General features: G+C 62.1%; 20 protein-coding genes. 9 read left to right on the top strand and 11 right to left on the bottom strand.

Features of this window, described 5'->3' with window-relative positions; all coding sequences use genetic code 11:
• Nucleotides 1–17: 17 nt before the first annotated feature.
• The 3 genes from CORTU0001_RS10615 to CORTU0001_RS10605 all read right to left on the bottom strand — a co-directional run bounded on the left by CORTU0001_RS10615 (nt 18) and on the right by CORTU0001_RS10605 (nt 2444).
• On the bottom strand, nt 18–1154 hold the full coding sequence (locus tag CORTU0001_RS10615) for a glutamate--cysteine ligase (protein WP_005329863.1): 1137 nt from the start codon (nt 1152–1154) through the stop codon (nt 18–20).
• 181 nt (nt 1155–1335) lie between these two features.
• Nucleotides 1336–2145 (bottom strand): LytR C-terminal domain-containing protein, encoded by an 810-nt coding sequence (locus CORTU0001_RS10610; protein ID WP_244262115.1) that lies wholly within the window; start codon nt 2143–2145, stop codon nt 1336–1338.
• 23 nt (nt 2146–2168) lie between these two features.
• Complete coding sequence (locus CORTU0001_RS10605; RefSeq protein WP_208853869.1) at nt 2169–2444, bottom strand: DUF3263 domain-containing protein; 276 nt, start codon at nt 2442–2444, stop codon at nt 2169–2171.
• On the opposite strand from CORTU0001_RS10605, the gene CORTU0001_RS10600 reads away from it, so the two are divergent.
• The 4 genes from CORTU0001_RS10600 (at nt 2443) to cls (ending at nt 6451) form a co-directional block, all read left to right on the top strand.
• On the top strand, nt 2443–3066 hold the full coding sequence (locus tag CORTU0001_RS10600; RefSeq protein ID WP_005325608.1) for a peptide deformylase: 624 nt from the start codon (nt 2443–2445) through the stop codon (nt 3064–3066). The two genes, CORTU0001_RS10605 and CORTU0001_RS10600, sit on opposite strands and share 2 nt — an antisense overlap.
• The gene (locus tag CORTU0001_RS10595; RefSeq protein WP_005329855.1) at nt 3066–4055 is read left to right on the top strand and encodes an N-acetylglutamate synthase, CG3035 family; all 990 of its coding nucleotides are present in this window, start codon (nt 3066–3068) and stop codon (nt 4053–4055) included. Before CORTU0001_RS10600 ends, CORTU0001_RS10595 begins: the two co-directional genes overlap by 1 nt.
• 122 nt (nt 4056–4177) lie before the next feature.
• Complete coding sequence (locus CORTU0001_RS10590) at nt 4178–4987, top strand: exodeoxyribonuclease III (protein WP_005325598.1); 810 nt, start codon at nt 4178–4180, stop codon at nt 4985–4987.
• Nucleotides 4988–6451, top strand: coding sequence for a cardiolipin synthase (cls, locus tag CORTU0001_RS10585; protein WP_005325597.1), 1464 nt, complete (start codon nt 4988–4990; stop codon nt 6449–6451).
• A gap of 115 nt (nt 6452–6566) precedes the next feature.
• Here cls and CORTU0001_RS10580 read toward each other — a convergent pair whose 3' ends face one another.
• From CORTU0001_RS10580 to CORTU0001_RS10570, 3 genes are read right to left on the bottom strand one after another with little or no spacing between them, the layout of a single operon-like run.
• Nucleotides 6567–7346: an ABC transporter permease subunit gene (locus tag CORTU0001_RS10580; RefSeq protein WP_005329852.1), complete on the bottom strand. Its 780-nt coding sequence runs from the start codon at nt 7344–7346 to the stop codon at nt 6567–6569.
• A gap of 6 nt (nt 7347–7352) precedes the next feature.
• The gene (locus CORTU0001_RS10575; protein WP_005329850.1) at nt 7353–8345 is read right to left on the bottom strand and encodes an ABC transporter ATP-binding protein; all 993 of its coding nucleotides are present in this window, start codon (nt 8343–8345) and stop codon (nt 7353–7355) included.
• Nucleotides 8346–8374: 29 nt separating this feature from the next.
• Nucleotides 8375–8869: an NUDIX domain-containing protein gene (locus CORTU0001_RS10570; RefSeq protein ID WP_005329848.1), complete on the bottom strand. Its 495-nt coding sequence runs from the start codon at nt 8867–8869 to the stop codon at nt 8375–8377.
• Between the two features lie 70 nt (nt 8870–8939).
• Here CORTU0001_RS10570 and CORTU0001_RS10565 point away from each other — a divergent pair, with 70 nt between their 5' ends.
• The 3 genes from CORTU0001_RS10565 to CORTU0001_RS10555 are packed head-to-tail and all read left to right on the top strand — an operon-like array spanning nt 8940 to nt 13968.
• Entirely contained in the window at nt 8940–10385 is a 1446-nt protein-coding gene (locus CORTU0001_RS10565; protein ID WP_005329846.1) for a hypothetical protein, read from the top strand.
• The gene (locus CORTU0001_RS10560) at nt 10385–11398 is read left to right on the top strand and encodes a glutamate ABC transporter substrate-binding protein (RefSeq protein WP_005329844.1); all 1014 of its coding nucleotides are present in this window, start codon (nt 10385–10387) and stop codon (nt 11396–11398) included. Before CORTU0001_RS10565 ends, CORTU0001_RS10560 begins: the two co-directional genes overlap by 1 nt.
• Complete coding sequence (locus CORTU0001_RS10555) at nt 11395–13968, top strand: serine/threonine protein kinase (protein WP_005329837.1); 2574 nt, start codon at nt 11395–11397, stop codon at nt 13966–13968. Before CORTU0001_RS10560 ends, CORTU0001_RS10555 begins: the two co-directional genes overlap by 4 nt.
• Before the next feature lie 115 nt (nt 13969–14083).
• Here CORTU0001_RS10555 and CORTU0001_RS10550 read toward each other — a convergent pair whose 3' ends face one another.
• Nucleotides 14084–15307, bottom strand: coding sequence for an acetate kinase (locus CORTU0001_RS10550; RefSeq protein ID WP_005329836.1), 1224 nt, complete (start codon nt 15305–15307; stop codon nt 14084–14086).
• A complete protein-coding gene (gene pta, locus CORTU0001_RS10545; protein WP_005329835.1) occupies nt 15308–16669 on the bottom strand; it encodes a phosphate acetyltransferase in 1362 nt (453 codons plus the stop codon).
• A gap of 228 nt (nt 16670–16897) precedes the next feature.
• On the opposite strand from pta, the gene CORTU0001_RS10540 reads away from it, so the two are divergent.
• Both CORTU0001_RS10540 and CORTU0001_RS10535 read left to right on the top strand, forming a co-directional pair.
• Nucleotides 16898–18259, top strand: a complete 1362-nt coding sequence (locus CORTU0001_RS10540; RefSeq protein ID WP_034668793.1) for an FAD-dependent oxidoreductase — start codon at nt 16898–16900, stop codon at nt 18257–18259.
• A gap of 3 nt (nt 18260–18262) precedes the next feature.
• On the top strand, nt 18263–18745 hold the full coding sequence (locus CORTU0001_RS10535; protein WP_005329833.1) for a GNAT family N-acetyltransferase: 483 nt from the start codon (nt 18263–18265) through the stop codon (nt 18743–18745).
• Here CORTU0001_RS10535 and purT read toward each other — a convergent pair.
• The 3 genes from purT to CORTU0001_RS11750 all read right to left on the bottom strand — a co-directional run.
• Complete coding sequence (gene purT, locus CORTU0001_RS10530) at nt 18742–20094, bottom strand: formate-dependent phosphoribosylglycinamide formyltransferase (RefSeq protein ID WP_005329832.1); 1353 nt, start codon at nt 20092–20094, stop codon at nt 18742–18744. The two genes, CORTU0001_RS10535 and purT, sit on opposite strands and share 4 nt — an antisense overlap.
• A gap of 151 nt (nt 20095–20245) precedes the next feature.
• A complete protein-coding gene (locus tag CORTU0001_RS10525; RefSeq protein ID WP_005329825.1) occupies nt 20246–21103 on the bottom strand; it encodes a class F sortase in 858 nt (285 codons plus the stop codon).
• A gap of 155 nt (nt 21104–21258) precedes the next feature.
• On the bottom strand, nt 21259–22414 hold a 1156-nt coding region (locus CORTU0001_RS11750; protein ID WP_005329816.1), incomplete at its 5' end, for a VaFE repeat-containing surface-anchored protein.

Here is a 22414-nt window from a genome sequence, read left to right as displayed (position 1 = left end):
CCAGCCTGCTCGCTGCTTTAGAGCGGGCGGAAGGTGTGCAGCTCGCGGCAGGTCTCCTCGACCACCTCGCGCCAGCTTCCGGTCTCTTTGAAGAGGCGGCGCTGCCGCTCATAGCCGGCGCCGCCATCGATAATTTCGTGGATGAGTTTGAGCTCGTTGACGCATCCCAGCTCGCGCGCGATGGGGATAAGCTCGTCCACCATCTCTGCTAGCTCGTCTTTGACCCATGCCTCATCGGTCTCGCGGGAGGTAATCACTAGCGCGTCCATGCCGTAGCGGGCACCGCGCCATTTATTTTCTGCTACGTGCCAGGGCTGCAGGATGGGGAGGGGCTCCGCGGCGTCGAAAAGCCGGTCGTAATAGACCACCAAGCAGTGAGTAAGCGCCACGATGGCGGACAGCTCGCGCAGGTTGGACGTCGCATCAGAGACGCGCACCTCCACCGTGCCCCACTTGGACGCCGGCCGAATATCAAAGTGCATGGAACCGGTGTGATTGATAACGCCGGAAATGGCTTGGTCGCGCATATAGGACTGCCACTCGGCCCAATCCCGGAATTGGTACGGCATGCCTGCGGTGGGCAGCTGTTGGTACAGCATGGTGCGGTTGGAAGCATAGCCGGTATCGAGGCCCTCCCACCCAGGCGAGCACGCAGAAATGGCTAGCAGGTGGGGGTACTTGGTCATCAATGCATTGATGATGGGCCATACGCGGTCCTCGTGGCTAACGCCCACGTGCACGTGCGTGCCCCATAGCAACATCTGCTTGCCCCAGTACTGGGTGCGCGCGATGATTTCTTGATAGCTGGGCTTATCCGAAAGCGGGTTCTCCCGGAAGTCCGTAAACGGGTGGCCGCCAGAGGCCCAGACGTCTATGCCCAGCTTATCGGCTGCTTCTTCCACTGCTTTCAGGGAAGTGTTCAGGTCAGCGATGGCTTCCGGCACAGTATGGCAGACGCCGGTGACCAGCTCCACCGTGTTCTGGAGGAATTCCTTTTCCAGATGAATCTCGGGGTGGGCTGCAGCGGCGAGGTCAATGAGTTCCGCGCCGCGCGGGACAAGGTCGCGCGTGTCACGGTCCACGAGCGCCACCTCCCATTCCACGCCGAGCGTTGGTTCGGGAGAGCGGGCGAATTGTTCTGCCGGGATCTTCACCCATTCAGCTTAACGGGTGACAGGTATTAAGGCGTGAATTTTATTTAACCTGTTCGCACCGGTGGACGGGCGGTCGCGGACAAGTTCAGATCACAAAAGTCCAAGGCCATCCGGCCGAAGAACTATGGTGCTTGCTCTTCGGCCGGATGGCCTTGGACTTTAAGTCAGGTGCGCGGCTTGCTTAGGCCTGCGGTACCGCCAGGGCGACGACGACGGCGCCTTCATCGGTTGCTTCCTTAGGCAGGTCGCGGTTCATCGGGGCGACATCAGCCTGGTAACGAGCGGCGACCTCCTTGGCCAGTGCTTCAGCGGAGGCATCGCCTTCTGGGAAGAAGACGGTGGTCTTTGGAACGGTGAGGACATCGCCAGGCAGGTTGCCCACGTAGCCAACCTTGAAGCCGCCGCCCTTGAGGGAATCGGCTTCCTTCTTGGCCTTGTCTACCTCGCCGGAGTTATTGAGGACGCTGACCTTAATATCGTTGCGGTCGCGCGCGGCGGAGTGGGCGTTTTCCTCGCCTGCGGCGGCATCTCCCTCGGCCGCGGCTCTCTCATCGGCAGCGCCGGAGGCAGCCGGGTCGCCTGCGGCATCGCCTTCACCTGGGGTGGGCGCCGGTGCGGGGGCTGGGGCACTCGCGCCCTCGGAAGCGCCTGGCGCGCCAGGGGCACGGGAACCTGCGGCGTCGGGGCCGGCAGATCCTTCGGGCGCGGCACCGATGGTGGAACCGGTGGAGTTTTCCTGCTTGCTCTCGGAGGCAACGGTGGAGTCATCGTCGCCCGAGGTCATGGAGTACAAAGCCCAGAGGCCGAGCATGACGGCCACGGCGATGAGGACCATCGCCAGGCCGCGCAGCGGGAGGCCGCCCTTTTTAGCGTGCGCGCCTCCACCAGCGGGGCGCTTAGCTGCACGGGAAGCGGACGCACCGGCAGCGGAGCCGGCGCGGGTTTCGTCGGATACCTTGTCGGTCGAATTTTCCGGATTCACATTAGTCACATACGCAACACTAGTACTCAGAATTAACTATCTGAGGTATTTCCCCGCGCGGCGCGCCGCGTGTCTTCTCGCTCCTCGCGCAGGCGCCGCAGCCGTGCGACCAGAAGCGGGTGGGATTGGGCGGCCGCGGGAGCGTCGAGAAGCAGGTTTAGGCGCTGGTGGTAGCGCACCGGGGAGATATCCAGCTGCGCGCGGATGGCTTCTTCCTTGCGGCCGATGCTGCGCGGCGCGGTTTCCTCGAAGTCCAAAATGGCGGCGTCTAGGTCAGACAAGGGGTTCATGCCTAAACTGTAAGGCATGACTATTCGCCCCATCGTTATCCACGGCGAGACCGTGCTTCATGAACCCACCCAACCGGTGGAAGAATCCGAGATTTCCACCCCGGAAATGCAGCAGCTCATCGCGGACATGTATGAAACCATGGACGCCGCCAATGGCGTGGGCCTGGCCGCTAACCAGGTAGGAATTGGCAAGCGCCTCTTTGTCTACCACTGCCCCGATACGGATGGCCCCAATGGCACCGAGCTGCCGTCCGAGGAGGCGGGCATGCGCAAGGGCTGCGTCATTAACCCCGTGCTGGAGACCTCCGAGATTCCAGAGACCATGCCTGCCGACGACGGCTCCGATGACGAGGGCTGCCTCTCCGTGCCGGGCGAGGGCTTTCCCACCGGCCGCGCCGACTGGGCGCGCGTGACCGGCAAGGACGAAAACGGCAATGACATTTCCGTCGAGGGTTATGGCTTTTTCGCCCGCTGCCTGCAGCACGAGACCGGCCACCTCGATGGCTTCCTCTACACCGATACCCTCATTGGCCGCTATAAGCGCCAGGCCAAAAAGGCCATTAAGCGCCACGGCTGGACCGAGCCGGGCTACTCCTGGGTACCGGGTGAGGACGCCGATCCCTTCGGCCACGACGACTAATGTCACGCATTTTCCGCTCCGATGCCGTCCAGGTGGGCGAGCGCGTGGTGGCCCGGCGCGACTTCGGCGGCGTGCATAGCGATGTCATCGGACATGTGCTGAGCCTCAATCCGCTGGTCATTCGCCCACAAGAGGTCGGCGGCTACCCTTCCGACTTGGAGGCGGTGGAGATCCCGCCGGAGCAGCTGAAGATCATTAAGCGCCTTTCCCCGCGCATGGTCCGCAATTCCGATATCCGCGCAGTGGAGGTTGCCGCGGCCGCGGCTTCCCCTGGCACAGACCACGCCTGGACCAGCGACGGTTCCTGGCTGTTGCGCGCGAGCGACGGGGTTTCCGGCCGCTCCAACTCGGCCGTGCCCGTGGGCCCTTCCGCGGGCTTCACTCCGGTGCCGCTGGAGGAGATTAAGGCCTTCTACGCCCGCCACAACCTTCCGGTGCGCCTGGTGGTCCCGGAGCGCATTGGCAAGCCGGCCGAGCGCCTGCTCGCCGACCCCGCCTGGGAGACCGAGCCAGAGATCCTCACCATGGTCCTGCGGGATCTGCCCACGCTTGCCGACGCCCCCTCTCCCTCCCCCACCTTCCACATCGCCGCCCAACCCGATGACGAGTGGCTGGCGATGTATCAATCCCGCACCGATGCCCTTCCCGCCGAGGCGTTGCAGAGCCTTGGCACTCACGTCGAGGGAACGCTCGGCTTTGGCCGCCTAGTCCTCGATGGCGAGACCATCGCCATTGCCCGCGGCACCCTGAGCGAATCCGGCGATGGCACCACGTGGCTGGGTCTCTCTTCCATCGAGGTAGCCAAGGACTTCCGCCGCCGGGGATACGGCACGCTCGCGCTCCAACATTTGCTGCACTGGGGCCACGACAACGGCGCCGAGCACGCCTACCTCGCCGCCCCAGCCTCGAATATCGCCGGCGTGCGGCTGGCGGAGAAGCTCGGCTTCATCGAGCAGCACCGGCGCATCTACGCCCGCCTGCGCGACTAGCTCTCCGCGCTGCGGACTTCCGGTCTGGGCGGTGAACGTTATGGGACTCCTTGTGGGCTGGGTAGTGAGCCTTATGGGACTGCCCGCTGACCTCGCTGCAGCGGGCAGGTAACCTATGTGGCATGCGCATCGCCACGTGGAATATTAACTCCGTCCGTACCCGCACACAGCGGGCGCTGAACCTTATCTCCAAGCACGACATCGACGTTTTGTGCCTGCAAGAAACTAAGGTGAAAGACGATAAGTTTCCACGCGAGGTCTTCGAGGATGCGGGTCTCCATGTCACCTGCCACGGGCTCAACCAGTGGAACGGCGTGGCCATTGTGTCCAAGGAAGAGCCCGAGGACGTCTTTATCGGCTTTCCGGGCCAGCCAGGCTTTGCCAAAGATCCAGAAAAGCCGCAAGACCGTGAGGCCCGAGCACTAGGGGCTCGCATCCGTGGCGTAGAAATCTGGTCACTCTACGTGCCCAACGGCCGCGAGATCACGGATCGCCATTATGACTACAAGCTGGACTTTCTCTATCACTTGGCGCGCTATGCGGAAAATCATGCGCAGTCCAAATTGCTTATGAGCGGTGATTTCAATATTGCCCCGCGCGATGAGGACGTGTGGGATATAGAGGCCTTCCGTGGCAAGACGCATGTCACCGAGCCAGAGCGCGCCGCGTTCCAGATGCTGGAAGAAGCAGGCCTCGAGGAAGTTACTCGCCGGTTCACGGAGGACCAGCGCTATACCTACTTCGATTACAAGGGCATGCGCTTCCAAAAGAACGAAGGCATGCGCATCGACTTCCAGTTGGCTTCAGCCCCGCTTGCCCAGCACGTGACCGGCGCGCAAGTAGACATGGTCGAGCGCGCCGGCGATAAAACCTCCGATCACTGTCCGCTTCTCGCAGATTACAATCTGCCCGATTTCAATTCCGTGCGATAAATGTCTTGGTCTCTTGATCTCAGCTTCTGGCAGCTCGTATTCCTGATCCTTGATTACGGCATCAAGATCATTGCCGTTGGCTTCGTGCCCGAAGGCCGCCGACCTTCCAGTTCAACCGCGTGGCTGCTGGCAATTCTGGTGCTGCCGTTTATCGGCCTGCCGCTGTTTTTGCTCATGGGCTCGCCATATATCAACCGGCGTCGCCACCGCATCCAGCAAGAAGCCAATGAGAAGATTGAAAACGTCACAGCCCGCACCCCGGATCATCCGCAGGGCCTCCTTTCGGCGGAAGTAGAGTCGGTTATTCGGCTTAACCGCGAGCTGACTGGGTTCCCAGCATTGGTGGGCCATAACCTTGGCCTGCACGCGGATTATGACGAGTCCATTCGCGCCATTGCCGCCGCTATTGACCGCGCCGAGAAGTATGTATCCATCGAGATCTACATCCAGTCCTGGGATGAGACCACAGACGTCTTCTTTGAGTCGCTGCGCAGGGCTACCGCCCGAGGTGTAAAGGTGCGCTTGCTCTTGGATCAGATCGGCAGCTTCAAGTACAAGGGCTACTTCAAGCTGGGCAAGCGGCTAACGGAGATTGGCGTCGACTGGCATCTCATGCTGCCCATCCAGCTGCACAAGGGCCGCTTCCGCCGCCCTGACCTGCGCAATCACCGCAAGCTGGTGATTATCGATGGCAAGGTGGGCTTTATTGGCTCGCTGAATATGATTAAGCGCCAGTACAAGACCAAGGACCGCTACTGGATTGACTACATGGTGGAGCTTTCCGGCCCGATTGTGACCTCCATGTCCGCAATCTTCGCCGTGGATTGGTACCTCGAGGCAGAAGAGAACCTGCCGCTGGATGAGCTGCCGTATGACGACGCCCAGACTGCCGACGCCAACCACCTCCAGATAATCCCCTCCGGGCCGGGCTACACCACTGAGCCAAACCTGCGCATGTTCAACTCCCTGGTACACCACGCCAAGGACCGGCTGGTGCTGTGCTCGCCCTACTTCGTCCCGGATGAATCCCTACTGGAGGCCGTGACCACCGCCTGCTACCGCGGCGTGGACGTGGAACTTTATGTATCGGCAAAGGCGGACCAGTTTATGGTCAACCACGCCCAATCCTCCTATTACCAGGCGCTGCTGGAGGCGGGCGTGCACATCTACCAATTCCCCTACCCCTTTGTGCTGCACTCCAAGTTCATCATCACCGACCCGGATGATCCCGGCCGCGATCCGCTGTGCATGTTTGGTTCTTCCAATATGGATCCGCGCTCGTTCGGCCTGAACTATGAATCCACCATGTTGGTGGCCAAGGGCGACCTCATTGACCAGTTCAACCAGCTCGTCTCCAACTACCGGGCCGTATGCCACGAGCTGACCCTTGAGGAATGGAATGAGCGCGGCTTCATCCGCCGCTACGTGGATAATGTCATGCGCCTAACCTCCGCGCTGCAGTAGAGACAACACGACCCATCGCTGCTTCAGTGGAGACAGTCTAGAGACAAGAAACCGCCCCAGTAGGCAGCGAATGAACTGCCCGCCGGGGCGGTAAAGAGCTTAAGCGGTGAGCTGCCTAAGCGTCGCGCTTTTGCAACAAGAGGACACCGAGAACCCAGAGGATTACGGCCCAGGCAATAAATACCAGGCAGAATCCCCAGGATTCCTTCCACGGAGCATCCACCGGATCTATCTCCCAAAGCCAAGACTGGAAAGACTTGAACGGCATGAAGTTAACCAGCTTGCTGCCAACCTTGGGGATGCTGGCCACAAGATTATCCACGCCGAGGAAGAGGATGAGGCCGATAGCTACGGCACCAGCCGTCGAACGCAGCAGCAACCCTAAGCCTTGCGAGAAAAGGACGAGCAGCGCGGCAGCCAGCGGGTACTTCCACAGCTGCTTTTGGCCCATCTCATCGTCCCAAGGGTGGAATTGCGCGGCTACCTCATCGTGGGCAAAAAGCTCGGTAAGTAGGTAGGCGCCCGCCACAGCGATAAAGGTCAGCGCGGCCGCGATAACCGCGTACATGAGCAGCTTAACCAACGCCACCGACCAGCGGCGCGGGGTAGCCATAAACGTGATGGTCTGCGTACCAAAGCGGTACTCGGTGGTCACGATCATGATGGCTTGGATCATGAGCACGGGCAGGCCGAGGCCGAAAAGAACAGACACCGCGCCATCCGGGGTGATAACATCCATGCCCAACGCTGCATCCTCGGGGTTTTCTGCCGGTTGGGTAAGGCGAGCATTCAAGATAGCCCAGCCCCACACAAAGAAGAGGAATATGAAGGTGGTCCACCAGAAGGAGCGGGTGGTGTGCAGCTTGGTCCATTCGGACTTCAAGGTATTCAGCATGGCGAATTAAACCTCCTGCTGGGTGGGTCGAGCGAACGGAGTAGCGGCGCCAGCGGTGCCAGCGATGCCCGGGTTGGGGGCGCCGCTGGAGCCGTGGTACTGGACGGCGTCGCCAGTAAGCTCCATGAAGGCATCCTCCAAGGAGGCGCGCTTGAGGCTGAGCTCATTAAGCGGCACCCCTGTGGAGTAGGCCAGCTGGCCCACGAAGTCCGTGGTCTGGTTGGAAATCACCAGGCGGGGGCGGCCTTCCTCGTCGGTGGACTCGGTAAAGGCGATGCCCTCAGAGCGCAGCGCGGAGCTAAAGGCATCGAGATGGTCGGAGCGCACCAGCACGGAGGACTGCGAGTGGTCCTTCACAAAGTCATAGGTGGGCTGGTCAGCCACCAAGCGGCCCTTACCAATGACCACGAGGTGATCGGCGGTCTGAGACATCTCCGAGAGCAGGTGGGAGGAAATCAAAATGGTGCGGCCTTCATCGGCTAGGGCGCGCACGAGCTGGCGGACCCAGCGAATGCCCTCCGGGTCGAGGCCGTTGACCGGCTCATCCAGGATGAGGATACCGGGGTCACCGAGCAGCGCGCCGGCTAGGCCTAGGCGCTGGCCCATGCCGAGGGAGAAGCCGCCGACCTTCTTACCGGCGACGTCGGAAAGCCCTACCAGCCCCAAGACCTCATCAACGCGGGAAGTAGAAATGCCGTTGGACTGCGCAATCCATTTCAGGTGGTTGGCGGCGCTGCGGTTGCGGTGCACCGCCTTGGCATCGAGCAAGGCGCCGACCTCACGCAGGGGCTGCTTCAACTCGTGGTAGTGCTTGCCGTTGATGCGCGCCCTGCCGGCCGTCGGCGTGTCCAAGCCCAGGATCATGCGCATGGTGGTGGATTTGCCCGCGCCATTGGGGCCCAGGAACCCGGTGACCATGCCGGGTTTTACCTGAAAGGTGAGATCGTCAACGGCGCGGACAGACTTATATTGTTTAGTCAGTCCTTCTACTTCGATCATGGCACTAGCGTGCCATAAATCCGGCAACTTTACCTGTTCAATGCCTCCACGCTCTCCCGCAGGGTGGGAAAGGCGTGACGGAAGGCGGCCAGGAGGGGGAGGCTTTCTACCTCTTCAAAAGGCACCCAGCGCAGCTCATAGGACTCTTCATTAGCTGTAGTAGGAAGCGGTGCGCCGGTGCGCGTGCGTGCTAGGACGGTGGTATAGGTCCACTCCCCCGGCAGATCCCCCGCCGCGGGATAGGGCCCGGCCGTTACTCGCGCGTCGAGCACCTCTACGTCCTGGGGTGCAATCGCGCATTCTTCATGCGTTTCACGCAGCGCGGCCTGGGTGGGCGTCTCCGTAAAATCGCGGGCGCCACCCGGAATCCCCCAGGTATCGCCGTGATTGGTCCACGCGGCGCGGTGCTGGAGGAGCACCTTGCGCCCGGCGACGAGGAACAGGCCGGCGGCACCAAACTTTCCCCAGACGCGAATGCCGCCGGGGCCTGCCGCCCAGCCGTCTCCACTGTGAGGGTTATGCATGCTGCCTATCCTAGCCACACACGCGGGTATATGGTGGCGCCCAGCACACTGCGGGCGCTATTCTAAGTGAATGACCGAGCAGGCAGTCCGGGCAGAAAGCGTGCACGACGAGCACGCTCACCCGAGCGATCACTGGCTCGATGAGGTCACCGCGCCCACCGGCCCGGCCTTCAGCGGGCTCAGTAGCCGCGCCATGGAATGGTTCGCGGGCCCGGCGCGCCTGCTGCGCCGCTTTTACTACTTCGCCTCCACTACCCCGGGCAAGCTTTTTACGGTCACGCTCATTCTCACCGTAGCCCTAGGCGCCGCCGGCTTATCGATGTCCCAGTCTTCCGCCGCCCGCCACTCCGACTTGGACGAGCTGCTGAGCACCACCGAGCCGATGTCGAACGCGGCGCACCACCTTTATAGTTCGCTCTCGGTGGCCGATACCGTGGCCACCACCGGCTTCGTGCAGGCGGGCGTGGAATCGGAGGAAAACCGCGATAGTTATAACGAGGCCATCGATGCCGCTTCCGTAGCGGCCACCGAATCCGTGCTGGGCACCACCCAAGAAGATGGCCGGGTGCGCGAGCTGGTGACCTTTATCCAACGCGAGCTGCCCGTTTATACCGCGATGGTGGAAAAGGCCCGCTCCAACCACCGGGCGGGCAATGCGGTGGCCAATTCCTATATGTCCAATGCCTCGGCGCTGATGCGCGAGCGTATCCTGCCGGCTGCCTCCGAGCTGTTTCAGCTGACCACCGCCAAGGTGAATCAGCAACAGCAAGAGCTCACCTCGCCGCAGTGGGTGCCGCTCTCCGGCCTCTTGGCGGCGCTCTTCTTCCTCGCCGTGGCCCAATGGTGGCTGTGGCGCCAGACCCGCCGGCGTTTCAACCGCGGCTTCTTAACGGCCAGCGTGCTGCTTTTCTTGGCTATTTCCTGGGTGGCTCTATCCAACCTCGCCACCTGGTCCACCGGTCACCAGGGCTTTGAGACGGCCTCGCGCCCGTGGGATTCGCTCACGGCCTCGCGTATTGAGGCGCAGCAGGCGCGTACCTCTGAGACCCTGGCGCTGGTGCTGCGCTCCTCCGAGGAGGATACGATGGTGCGCTTTTCCAGCTCCATCAACTCCATCGAAGGGGCCCTAGAGGATTATGAGGAAGCGCTCAATGATGAGGACGTGGAGGTCACTGACCCAGAACTCATCCACAGCGCCCGGGCGGCCGCCGAGCAGTGGCGCGGCACCCATGACAAGCTCATGGGTGCGCTCAAGGACGGCGACTATGACGAGGCTATTTACCAGGCCACGGCGACCGAGCCCAAGAACGGAGAGATGACCGCGGCGCGTTCCTATGACGAGCTCGACGCGGAGCTTTCGGATCTCATCGGCCAGGCGCGCATCGCCATGCGCAGCTACTTAGAGCGCGGCCTGACCGCCATGACCGCGGTGTCCTCGGCCGTGTTCCTGCTGACCTTGTGCGCCATTATTGCCGTGTGGCTAGGCATCCGCCCCCGACTGCAGGAGTACCTCTAATGCGCCGCCCACGCCTTACCCTCGCCGCGCTTGCCTGCGCCTGCGCCGCGCTACCGCTCGCCTCCTGCGATGTTCGCTCCACCCCGCCGCTGGAGGCGCCCGCCGAGCGCCCCCTCGACTCCCGGCCGGGCCCGCCGCTACCGGAAGGGGCGAAGGTTGAAAAGGCCGGCTCCACCGCCGCGCAGCGCGCCTCTGAGGAAGAGATTAAGGGCAGCTACCGCCCGGACGATAAGAAGGCGAAGGAGCGGGTGCCGGACATCGTCAAGCGCGGCCGTCTCATCGTGGGCGTGGACCGCTCCAATAACTTGATGAGCTACCGCGATGCCGCCACCGGTGACGTGCGCGGCTTCGAGGTGGATATCGCCCGCGAGATTGCCCGCGATATCTTTGGCGATCCCAATAAGGTGGACTTCCGCTTCATAGAATCCTCCGACCGCGTTAATGCCCTCAATACCGGCGCGGTGGACATGATCGTGCGCACCATGACCATCAGCCCAGAGCGCGAGCGCGACGTGGCCTTTTCCATTCCCTATATGAACACCCAAACCCGCATGCTGGTGCTCACCAATTCCGGTATTAAGTCCGTCAAGGACGCCGCCGGCAAGACCCTATGCGGTGTGGGCGCGTCCACCGCGCTGGAAACCATCCGCGAGCACGCCCCCAAGTCCGATATCTTGATTACCCGTTCCTGGGGCGATTGCCTGATGGCCCTACAGCTCAACCAGGCCGATGGCATCGTCGTCGATGATGCCTTGCTCTCCGGCATGGCCGCCCAAGACTCCTATACCTCCATCGTGGGCGAGCCGCTAGAGACCGAGAACTACGGCGTGGCCGTACGCCGCCCTAGCAAGCAGCACAACACCCGCCCGCTGCTGCGCCAAGTAAATTCCACGCTCGAACGCATCCGCCGCGACGGCACTTGGTCTTCCATTTTTGAGGAGTGGCTCGGCGCCTACCTGGAAGAGCCCACCCTGCCGGCTGGAAAGTACATCGAGGAGGACGCTAAGCCATGAGCCATAACCCGAATTTCAGCGATGACGAGCTCGAGTACATCGAGCCGGAGAACCTCGATACCCAGCGCGCCTTCCGCCAGCCGACCAATGCCGCCAACTCCGCGCAGGAGCCGGATGCGCTGGACGATGCCTCCTTGGACGACGGCCCAGCCACCGCCGCCGTTGCTTTCGACCCCTTTGCAGACGAGGACGAAGAGGGCACCGCAGCCGTGGCCTTTGATCCCTTCGCCGACGAGGATGAGCCCGGCGATGACGCTGGGACCTCCGCGGTTGCCTTCGATCCCTTCGCGGACGAGGACGAAGACGGCGATGGTTCCATCGACCCAGACCACATTTCCACCCTGTTAGCAGACCTGGATAATATCCGCGCCCAACGCGAACAGCAGCGCGCCCAAAAATCCCAAGAGGACTCCTCGCAACGCTCGCGCCGCCGCGCGCTCGACACCTTCCGCGAGCGTCGCGGCACCCACCGCTCTGAGCGCCGCGTGGCCGATGGCATGGTGCGCCTGCCGTTTATCACCCCGGCCGAACCCACCGATGCGTTGATCGACCCCACCGAGGAATCCTCCGGCAAGAAGATTCCGCCACCACAGCTACAGCCCGGTGACATGGTGGCTGGACAGTACGAAATCCTGGGCGTTATCGCCCACGGCGGCATGGGCTGGATTTACCTGGCCAATGATCACTTTGTCTCTGGAAGAGTGGTGGTTCTCAAAGGTATGCAGGCCCAAAAATCGGCCGATGAAACCGCCGCTGCGGTGGCAGAACGCGAGTTCCTCGCCGATATTACCCACCCCGGCATCGTCAAGATTTTCAATTTCATCGATGACGCCCGGGTGCCCGGCGGCTTTATTGTCATGGAGTATGTCGGCGGGCCGTCGCTAAGAAGCAGGCGCAAAAAGCAGCCGGATAAGCTCCTGCCGGTCGATATCGCGATCGCCTATATCTTGGAAGTCCTGCCCGCGCTGGAGTACCTGCATTCGCGCGGCGTGGTCTATAACGACCTAAAGCCCGATAACATCATCGTCACCGAGGACCAGGTCAAGCTCATTGACCTGGGCGCGGTCTCCGGCATTGGCGCGTTTGGCTATATCTACGGCACCAAGGGCTACCAAGCCCCGGAAGTGGCCACCGAGGGCCCTTCCATCGCCAGCGATATTTACACCATCGGCCGCACCCTGGCTTCGCTCTGCCTCAAGCTGCCTACCGAGGACGGCGTCTACCTGCCGGGCATTCCCACCCCGACCGAGGAGCCGGAGCTGCGCCGCTTCTTGTCGCTCTACCGCCTGTTGCAGCGCGCCACCGACCCGGATCCGGAGCGCCGCTTTACCTCCATCAAGGAGCTGCGCACCCAGCTCTACGGCGTGCTGCGCGAGGTCATTGCCATCCGCGACGGCCTGCAGTACCCCTCCCAGCATTCGCTTTTCTCGCCGCAACGTACCACCTTTGGCACCAAGCACCTGGTTTTCCGCACGGACCAGCTTATCGACGGCATCGATCGCACCGTCCAAATCACCGCCCCCGAGGTCGTCTCCGCCCTACCTACCCCGCTGCTGGACCGCGATGACGTAGGCGCCGGCCTGCTGCAGGGTGCATCCTATGCGGAGCCACAGGAAGCCCTGGAGACCCTCCGCCAGGCCATGCAGACCCCCGAGTACGAGCACTCGGCCGAAATTCCCTTGGGCGTGGTGCGTTCCATGATCGACCTGGGCTATACCGGCCAAGCCCGCCAGTGGCTAAGCTCCATCGAGGACCGCCTCGGCCGCGACTGGCGCTTCCAGTGGTACGCCGGCATCACCGAGCTGCTTCACGACGACTACCGCGACGCCCAGAAATACTTCTCCACCGTCCTCGATCTCCTGCCGGGCGAGGCGGCGCCCAAGCTTGCCATCGCCGCCATCAACGAGCTCATCCTGCAGCAGCTGGACTATAGCGATACCGCGCTTATTGACCCCACCGTGGCCCGCGCCTGCTCCAATATGCATTCCACGCTGGCCGATCTCCCCAACTCCGCCTTTGAGGGCCAGCCGGAAATCTGGAACCACGTCACCCAGGACCCGGCCGCGCTGCGCTTTAACTCCATGCGCCTCTACGGCATTGTGTGGTCCACCAACCCCACCACCGTCTCCTCCTCCTTTGGCCTCGCCCGCCAGCTGCGTTCCGAGGGCCAGGTGGAGGTAGCCGTCGTGGTCCTCGACAAGGTCCCCAATGCCTCGCGCCACTATCGCATGGCCCGCTTGACGACGATCCTCCAGCTCATCGTCCACGATCTTTCCGAGTCCCGCATCCGCCGCGCCGCCCGACGCCTCGAAGAGGTCCCCACCAACGAGCCGCGCTTCCTCCAGATTAAGATTGCCGTCATCTCCGCCGGCCTGAATTTCCTGCGCAATGCCGATCTCTCGCGCGCCGCCTCCCCCAATGATCTCTTCGAATACGCCTTTACCCAGCGTGGCCTGCGCACCGGTCTCTCCGAGACACTCCGCGCCCTTGCGCGCCAAGCACCGTTTAGCCGCCACCGCTACGCGCTCGTCGACCTAGCCAACCAGGTCCGCCCCGTCACCACTTTTTAGTCTGCCTTCCTGCTACCAGCCAACAGGGTGCAGAAAACTAGAAAAGGGGCGCGCGGTCTTTTACACCACACGCCCCGTTGTTCAAAGTCCAGCCGTTAGCTAGACGTGAGAATCTTTACTTGTAGAGGCCAGCCTCACGCGCCATTGCGGCGATTTCGGCGGACTTCTGAGCGATAGCCAACTCTTCGTTGGTCGGTACGACAAAGACCTTAACCGGGGAATCCTCGGTGGAGATCATGCGCGGCTGGTCGGAACGGACCAGGTTGCGCTCCTTATCAAAGTGGATGCCGTACATATCCAGGTTGTACAGGGAGTCCTGGCGAACCTCGGTATCGTTCTCGCCCACACCGGCGGTAAAGGTGATGGCGTCCACGCGGCCCAGGGCAATCATGTAGGAACCGATGAAGCGGCGCAGCTGGTGAATGTAGATGTTATAAGCCAGCCAAGCGTCTTGGTCCTCGTTGTCGATGCGCTCGCGCAGCGTACGGAAGTCGTTAACGCCAGAGATGCCCTTGACACCGGACTGCTTGTTGAGCAGGTTGTCAATCTCATCCACGCTCATGCCCGCCTGGCGGACGAGGTGGAAGATGATGCCCGGGTCAATGTCACCGGAACGGGTACCCATAGCCAGACCAGCCAGCGGGGTCAGGCCCATCGAGGTATCGATGGCGCGGCCATTGCGGATAGCCGCAGCAGAAGCACCGTTGCCCAGGTGGAGGGTGATCTGGTGGGTGTGCATCGGGTCGCGGCCCAAGAGGGCCGGTACCTGCTGGGAGACGAACTCGTGAGAGGTGCCGTGGAAGCCGTAGCGACGGATATCGTACTTGGATGCCACTTCATTATTGATGGCATACAGCGCAGCTGCCGGCGGCAGGGTGTTAAAGAACGCGGTATCGAAGACGGCAACGTGCGGAATATCCGGCAGCATCTTGCGGGCCACGCGGATGCCGTCCAGGTTGGCCGGGTTGTGCAGCGGAGCCAGCGGGATGAGGTCTTCAATCATGGACTCAATCTGGTCCACGATGAGCTGCGGCTCGGAGAAGAGGCGGCCGCCGTGAACAACACGGTGACCAACGGCGATAACATCCACGTCGGTCGGGCCAACGTTGTGCTCGCTCATGATGGCAAAAGCGCGCTCAAGGCCGAAGGAGTGAGTAGGGATTTCCAGCTCTTCCTTGTACTTCTCGCCACCGGTCTTGACGGTGACGGCGCCGAGGGGCTCGCCAACCTGCTCGACCAGGCCAGAGACCAGCGGCGTATCCGTGGCGCTGGACTCGGGATCGACCAGCTGGAATTTAACGGAGGAAGAACCTGAGTTAAGGACCAGAACGTATGACATTTATTTCTCTCCAGCCTGAATAGCGGTGATTGCAACGGTGTTGATGATGTCCGGAACGGTCGCGCCACGCGACAGGTCGTTTACCGGCTTGTTCAGGCCCTGCAGGATCGGGCCCACGGCGAGCGCGCCGCCGGTGCGCTGTGCCGTCTTGTAGCCGATATTGCCGGCCTCCAAGTCCGGGAAGACGAAGACGTTGGCCTGACCGGCAACGTCAGAATTCGGCATCTTCTTAGCCGCAACGCCTGGGTCGCAGGCGGCGTCGAACTGCAGCGGACCATCCACCTTGACGGAAGAATCCAGCTTCTTGGCGGCTTCGACGGCGGCCACTGCACGGTCAACGTCCGGTCCGGAACCGGAAGTGCCGGAGGAGTAGGACAGCATGGCCACGCGTGGGTCGATGCCGAACTGGGAGGCGGTCTGTGCGGAAACGATGGCGATCTCGCCCAGCTGCTCGGCAGTAGGGTTCGGGTTGACGGCGCAGTCACCGAAGGCCCACAGGCGGCCGCGCATGACCATCAGGAAGATGGAGGAGACCACGGAAGCGTTCGGCTTGGTCTTGATGATCTGAAAGGAAGGCTTGATGGTGTGGGCGGTGGTGTGAGCAGCGCCGGAGACCATGCCATCGGCCAAGCCCTTGTGCACCATCATGGTGGCGAAGTAGGAGATGTCCTTCATCGTTTCGCGAGCCTGCTCGAGGGTGACGCCCTTCTTCTTGCGCAGCTCGGCAAAGTCGGCGGCGAATTCCTCTGCCAACGGGGACTCGAGGTGGTTGATGATCTCGGCACCAGCCAGGTCGAGCTTGAGCTCTTCGGCGCGGGCCTTGATATCAGCCTCGTTGCCCAGGATGGTCAGCTTGGCAACCTTATCGCGCAGCACCACGTGGGCGGCCTCGAGGATGCGGTCATCGTCGCCCTCTGGCAGAACGATGTGCGAACCGGCGGCGCGGGCCTGGTCAATGAGCTGCTTCTGGAAGAGGTCTGCGGACATGACCGGGGAGACGTCGCCAAGCGCAGCAAGTGCGCCCGGAACCGCTTCCAGGTCGGTGAAGATGCCAGCGACGGTAGCTCCCAGGGATTCCGCATTGTGCTGGGCAAGCTCGCCGGTGCGCTGCGGGGCGCCGGAAATGATGGCCAGCGGCAGGCCAAGGGCGGCAGCTACCTCAGCATCGAAGGCGATATCGCCGGTGCCCTGCGCCACGATGTTCTCAGCGGCGGGAGCCTCAGCCAGTACGGCGGCGACGGTGGCATCGAAGTCTTCGAGGCGGATGAGCTCCGCGCCTAGGTCTTTAGCCAAGGCGGGCACGTCGAGGCCATCGAAGCCACGGCCGATAGCGCTAATAACTGCGGAATGGGATGCAGACATGCAATTTACCTTTCATTCACGGTCACTTGAACACAATTAACGCGCCTCATAACTTCATGTCAGTCATCACAGTTATCAGCGCGCGGTGACTACTCCACTGTACGCGATTTACCCCCTCCTATGCCCCATCGTGACCTCCCTAAACTGGGGTTAGTAATGCTGTGGTTTTTATCGCATAGTGACCGCGTAGAATATGCAGCACAACGAAAGAAAGGACACCCTAAGCACATGACTAACCCAGTGCGCGTCGCCGTGGTCGGCTCCGGCCCGGCAGGCATTTACGCCTCTGACCTTCTAGTGAAATCCGATCTCGATGTGCAGATCGATCTTTTTGAAAAGATGCCGACGCCGTTCGGCTTGATCCGCTACGGCGTGGCACCGGATCACCCGCGTATTAAGGGCATCGTGCAGTCCCTGCACAACGTTATGGAAAAGGAAGATATCCGCTTCCTAGGCAATATCGAGGTGGGCAAGGACATCACCGTCGAGGAGATGCGCGAATATTATGACGCCATTATCTTCGCCACCGGTGCTACCGCCGATAAGCGCATGGGCATCCCGGGCGAGGACCTCAAAGGCAACCATGGCGCCGGCGAATTCGTGGGCTTTTATGACGGCAACCCCAACTTTGAGCGCGATTGGGATCTCTCCGCAGAGTCCGTCGCCGTGGTTGGTGTGGGCAATGTCTCCCTCGACGTCTCCCGCATCCTGGCTAAGACCGCGGACGAGCTGCTCGTGACGGAGATCCCCGATAACGTTTATGAGGCGCTGAAGAAAAACCGCGCCAAGGAGGTCCACGTCTTCGGCCGCCGCGGCCCGGCACAGGCTAAGTACACGCCGAAGGAGCTCAAGGAGCTGGACGAGTCCCCGACCATCGAGGTCATCGTCAACCCCGAGGACATCGAGTATGACGCCGCCTCCGAAGAGGCCCGCCGCGCCGCCAAGTCCACCGACCTGGTGTGCCAGACCCTCGAGTCTTATGCCATGCGCGAGCCGGGCGATGCCCCGCACAAGCTCTACATCCATTTCTTTGAGTCCCCGGTAGAGGTATTGGGCGAGGACGGCCACGTCACCGCCATCAAGACCGAGCGCACCGAGCTCAATGGCGATGGCTCCGTAACCGGTACCGGCAAGTTCACCGAGTGGCCGGTGCAGGCCGTCTACCGCGCGGTGGGCTACCACCCGCAGTCCGTCGACGGCGTGCCTTTCGACGAGACCCAGGCCACCATGCCCAACGACGGCGGCCACGTGTTGGCCAATGTCGACGGCGAAAAGCTCCCCGGCCTCTACACCACCGGTTGGATTAAGCGCGGCCCGGTGGGCCTAATTGGCAATACCAAGTCCGATGCAAAGGACACCACCACCATGCTCATCGCCGATTACAAGGCAGGCGAATTGGAGCCGGCCACCAAGCGCGATCCGCAGGATATTCTGGACTTCCTGGCCTCCCGCGATATCGCCGTGACCACCTGGGAAGGCTGGCACCGCCTGGATGCCGCCGAGCGCGCCGCCGGTGAGCCGCACGGCCGCGAGCGCATCAAGATCGTCGAGTGGGACGAAATGGTCAAGCACGCCGGTCCACAGGCCTAACCCGTGCCGCATTTCATTACCGCCGCGCCCCTGGGGCAGCTGGCGGCCTTGGACGTCCACCAGCTCTACAAGCTGCGGGTGGACGTCTTTGTGCACGAGCAGCGCAGCCCGTACGCCGAGATTGACGCCACCGACGCCGACCCCCAGACCGTGCACGTGCTGGCCTGGGACGCGGACTCCCACGAGCTGCTTGGCACGGCCCGCGTCTTTCCGGCCGCGCCTACTGACGCCGCGCTTGCCGACGCCCCCGGCGCCCAAATCGGCCGCTTCGCGCTCGCGCCCGCCGCGCGCGGCACGGGCCTCGGCCGCGAACTTCTCCAGGCGGCCGTCGACCTAGGCGAGCGCATGCACCCAGGCAAGCCGCTCTACCTAGAGGCGCAGGCCGGCCTCGTGGACTATTACGCCGGCTTTGGCTTTACTCCGGTAGGCGAGCTATTCGACGACGAAGGAGTTCCCCACCAGCCGATGCTGCGCCCCGCTTCTTAGTCGGCGTCGTCCACGCCGGAGGCAAGCTTCGGGTCGAGCTCCACGCCGCCCTCGTACTCCACCACCTCGATATCGGGAACGTTATCGGCCTCAGGCTGGATGCCGCGCGCACCACCCTGGGCCAGCAGGCCCGGCGTGGAGGTCACCTCGATCTTGTGCGCCGCTAGTGCTGCGCGGTCGCGCGCCTCCTCCGCGCTTTCCGCGGTGGCAGACACCAAGCCCATGCGACGGCCCTTGTAAGCCCCGGGCTTGCCAAAGAGTTTGACGTCCGTCTCGGCGTAGTTGAGGGCCGCGGCGACGCCGGTATAGGCCACCTCATTCAGCTCCTCGTCCGCGTGGATGACCACGCTGGCACCCGGGGTGACCAGGGTGGCGTCAATGGGGTAGCCCAAAATCGCCCGCGCATGCAGGTCAAACTCGGAAAAACGCTGCGTGTAGGCGGTAAGCATAGCCGTATCCGCGGGGCGGGGGGACACGGAGGAAAAGTACACGTCATCGCCCGCAACGAAGAGCTCCACGCAGTACACGCCGCGCCCGCCCAACTCATTAGAGATGCGCGCGGCCACCGAGCGTGCGTTTTCCAGCGCGATCTCGCTCATGCCGGTAGGCTGCCACTCCTCCACGAGGTCGCCGCGCTCATGGCGGTGACCAATAGGCTCGCTAAACCACGTGGCCAACTTGCCCGTCGCCGGATCGATGGAGCGGATGGCCAGCAGGGTGACCTCAAGGTCGAAGTCCACGAAGCGCTCGGCCACCACGCGCTGCGAATCCGAGGACACGCGCCGCACGGTCTCCCATGCGGTGCGCACATCCTCTTCATCGCGGGCAATCATGTGGCCCTTGCCAGAGGTGGACACGTCCGGCTTAATAATGCACGGAAAGCCCAGCTCCCCTACCGCCTCTTCCAGCTCCTCCACGGAGCTAGCAAAGCGATACGCGGAAACCGGCAGACCGATATTCTCCGCCACCTCGCGCACGCACTGGCGGTCCTGCGTCATGGCGCAGGCGCGGGCGGAGGGGACCACGATGGCGTCGCTATGCGCCTCCATCTCCTCCAGCGCTTCTACCGCAACGGTTTCTACCTCTGGAACCACAAAGTGCGGCTGAATCTCCTGTGCCAGCTGCAGGATGCGCCCGGTGTCCTTGATATCGGCGACGTAGCTATACTGCGCCACCTGGTGCGCCGGCGCGCCCGCATACGATTCCACCGCGTGGACCTCCAAGCCCAGGTTTTGGAAGGACATGGCCAGCTGCTTGCCCAGCTCGCCCGAGCCCAGCAGCAATACCTTGGTGGCATTGCTGGTCAGCGGCGTGCCAATATGACCGGCGATCTCGCCTGGATTATCCATGAAAATGCTCCTTCTAAGCCGCAGGCAGCGGCGTTTACTGCCTTAAATTATTTCATATTTAGGCCCCAACCCCACCACCTACATGCCAGGTGAGCCGGATAAGCAAAGGCGCCCTGTGGGCAATTCCACAGGGCGCCTTGAAAGGTTCAGCCTAGGCTGCAGGTGCCTCAGCCGGAGCCTCGGCTGGGGCTTCGGCCGGAGCCTCCTCTGCCGGCTGCTCAGCGGGCTGCTCTGGCTCGCCTACCGGCTCCGCCACGGTAATGATGTTGTCCTCATAACCCAGCGCGCCACCAACGAACTGGCCGCCGCAGGTAATGAGAACCAGGCGGTTCTCGCCTTCCTTATCGTTAACCACGTCCGGGAATCCGGAGCCCTTAGGCAGGCGGTACGGCGCCTCAGTCACGCGGAAGGTGCGCTCCTGGCCGTCGATGACCACGGTAAATTCCTGATCCTTCTTCAACTTGGTGAACTTCTCCGCATAGCCCGTGCCCTGGCCCTGGTAGTTAATGTGACCGGTAATCACACTCGAGCCCACGTTGCCCGGCTCACCCGGCACAGCGGAGGCGGAGTACCAGCCCACGCGGGTGACGTCGTGTGGCGGAAGCAGCACGCCCTGGTCCGTGACCTGTACGGGGTCCACGGCCGCGTACTCGCCATCGATGCCTACGGACATGCCCTCAAAGCCCTTGAACTCACCAGGCGCGGCCTCATACTCGTGCTCCTGCTGGCCCGAATCATCTACGAAGGCATCGGACTTCGGCCCGGATTCCTCCGGCGCGCTCTCGCTGGCCACCGTCTCCGGCGCCGAACCGGCCTCATCCTCATCATCGCGCGCCAGGTACAGCACTACCTGCAACAAGACCAATGCCACCGCAATGATGGCCGCGATAATAGCGATCAGCTTGCCACGGCCCATGCCTCGCTTGCCGACGCCCCCTTCTTCCCCACTCGCCGGATACTGCGACATTCCATTGTCTTCCGGCTGCTGTGGTTCAGCATGCTTTCCCATAGCTAGCTTCCTTTACTTCCTCGTTTTGTCTACCTTGTGCAGGTTATATGCAAATCCCCTCCAGCGTGTGCAGTCACACCCTGGAGGGGATTTTTGGTGTTTAAGTCTCAACCCCGGTGGGGCGACCCGCGGGCCGCCTCACCGATGCTTATGGACTACTTGATGTAATCCTGCATACCCGGTTCAAGCTCGGTTGCGCCGGACGGTACGGACTTAATCTCAACGCGGTCGGCGTTGGATGGCAGTGCGTTGCCAGTCTCTTCAGGTTGCTGACCCTGGACCTCGACACCGCGGCCGTTTCCATTGTCAGAGTTGCCGCCCTTAGGAGCGTCCTGACCCTTGTCCTCGTGACCATTGCCGCCATCGTGGTTACCGGTGTTGTCACCGTGGCCACCGTTGTGGTTGCTGGTGTTGTCACCGTGGCCACCGTTGTGGTTGCCATGATCCTTGTGGTCGAAGTGATCCTTGATGATCTTGCCCAAGCCAATGCCCGGAATCAGGATGAGCCACCACTTATTGTCCTTGGAGGAACCGTTGGAGGAACCATCCGAGGAACCATCCGAGGAACCGTTGGAAGAACCGTTAGAGGAACCATCCGAGGAGCCGCCTGGCTTGTCCTGATCGTGGACCTCGTGGGAGATTACGGTCTGATCCTCATCGTTGATGTCCTTGTGCTCAGCAATGTGGTTCGGCTTCTCCGGAGTTACATCCGGGGTGTCCTCACCCTTGTCGTTGACCTCAGTGGAGGTGAGCTCCTCGAAGGCAACCGCAGCCTGGACAGGCTCCTTCACATCATCGTTCACGGTGATGGTGACAGGGACCATACCCTTGGACTTCTCCGGAGTGAAGGTCTTCTCACCGGTACCCAGAACAGACTTGCCGTCCTTCTTGGAAATGAGCTCAGCCTTCAGGGTGTATTCCTTACCCGGAACCAGACCCTCGTAGGTGACCTCATCGACAATCTTGGCACCAGCAACAACTGCGTGGGAACCCTTCTCGAAGTCAGCGTTAGTGGTGATCTTCGGAGTCTTCTCAGAATCCTCGGAAGTCACAGTCTGGTCATCGTCATTGATGTCCTTGTGCTCACCAACCGGGTTCGGGTTGTCCTCATCGGTCGGGTTGTCCTCACCATGCTTATCCACCTGGGTGGAAGTCAGCGTCTCGAAGGCAACAGCAGCCTCAACCGGCTCGGTCACATCATCGTTGACAACAATAGTGACAGCCTCAGTGCCATTAGCGCTCTCCGGGGTGAACTTGTGACCCTTGGTCTCACCCAGAACGGTCTTACCGTCCTCCTTGGAAATCAGCTGC

It is taken from the genome of Corynebacterium tuberculostearicum SK141, assembly GCF_000175635.1.
Classification (GTDB): Bacteria; Actinomycetota; Actinomycetes; order Mycobacteriales; family Mycobacteriaceae; genus Corynebacterium; species Corynebacterium tuberculostearicum_C.
Note: the sequence above shows the minus strand (reverse complement) of the source record. Positions and strands in the feature narration are given on the sequence as shown.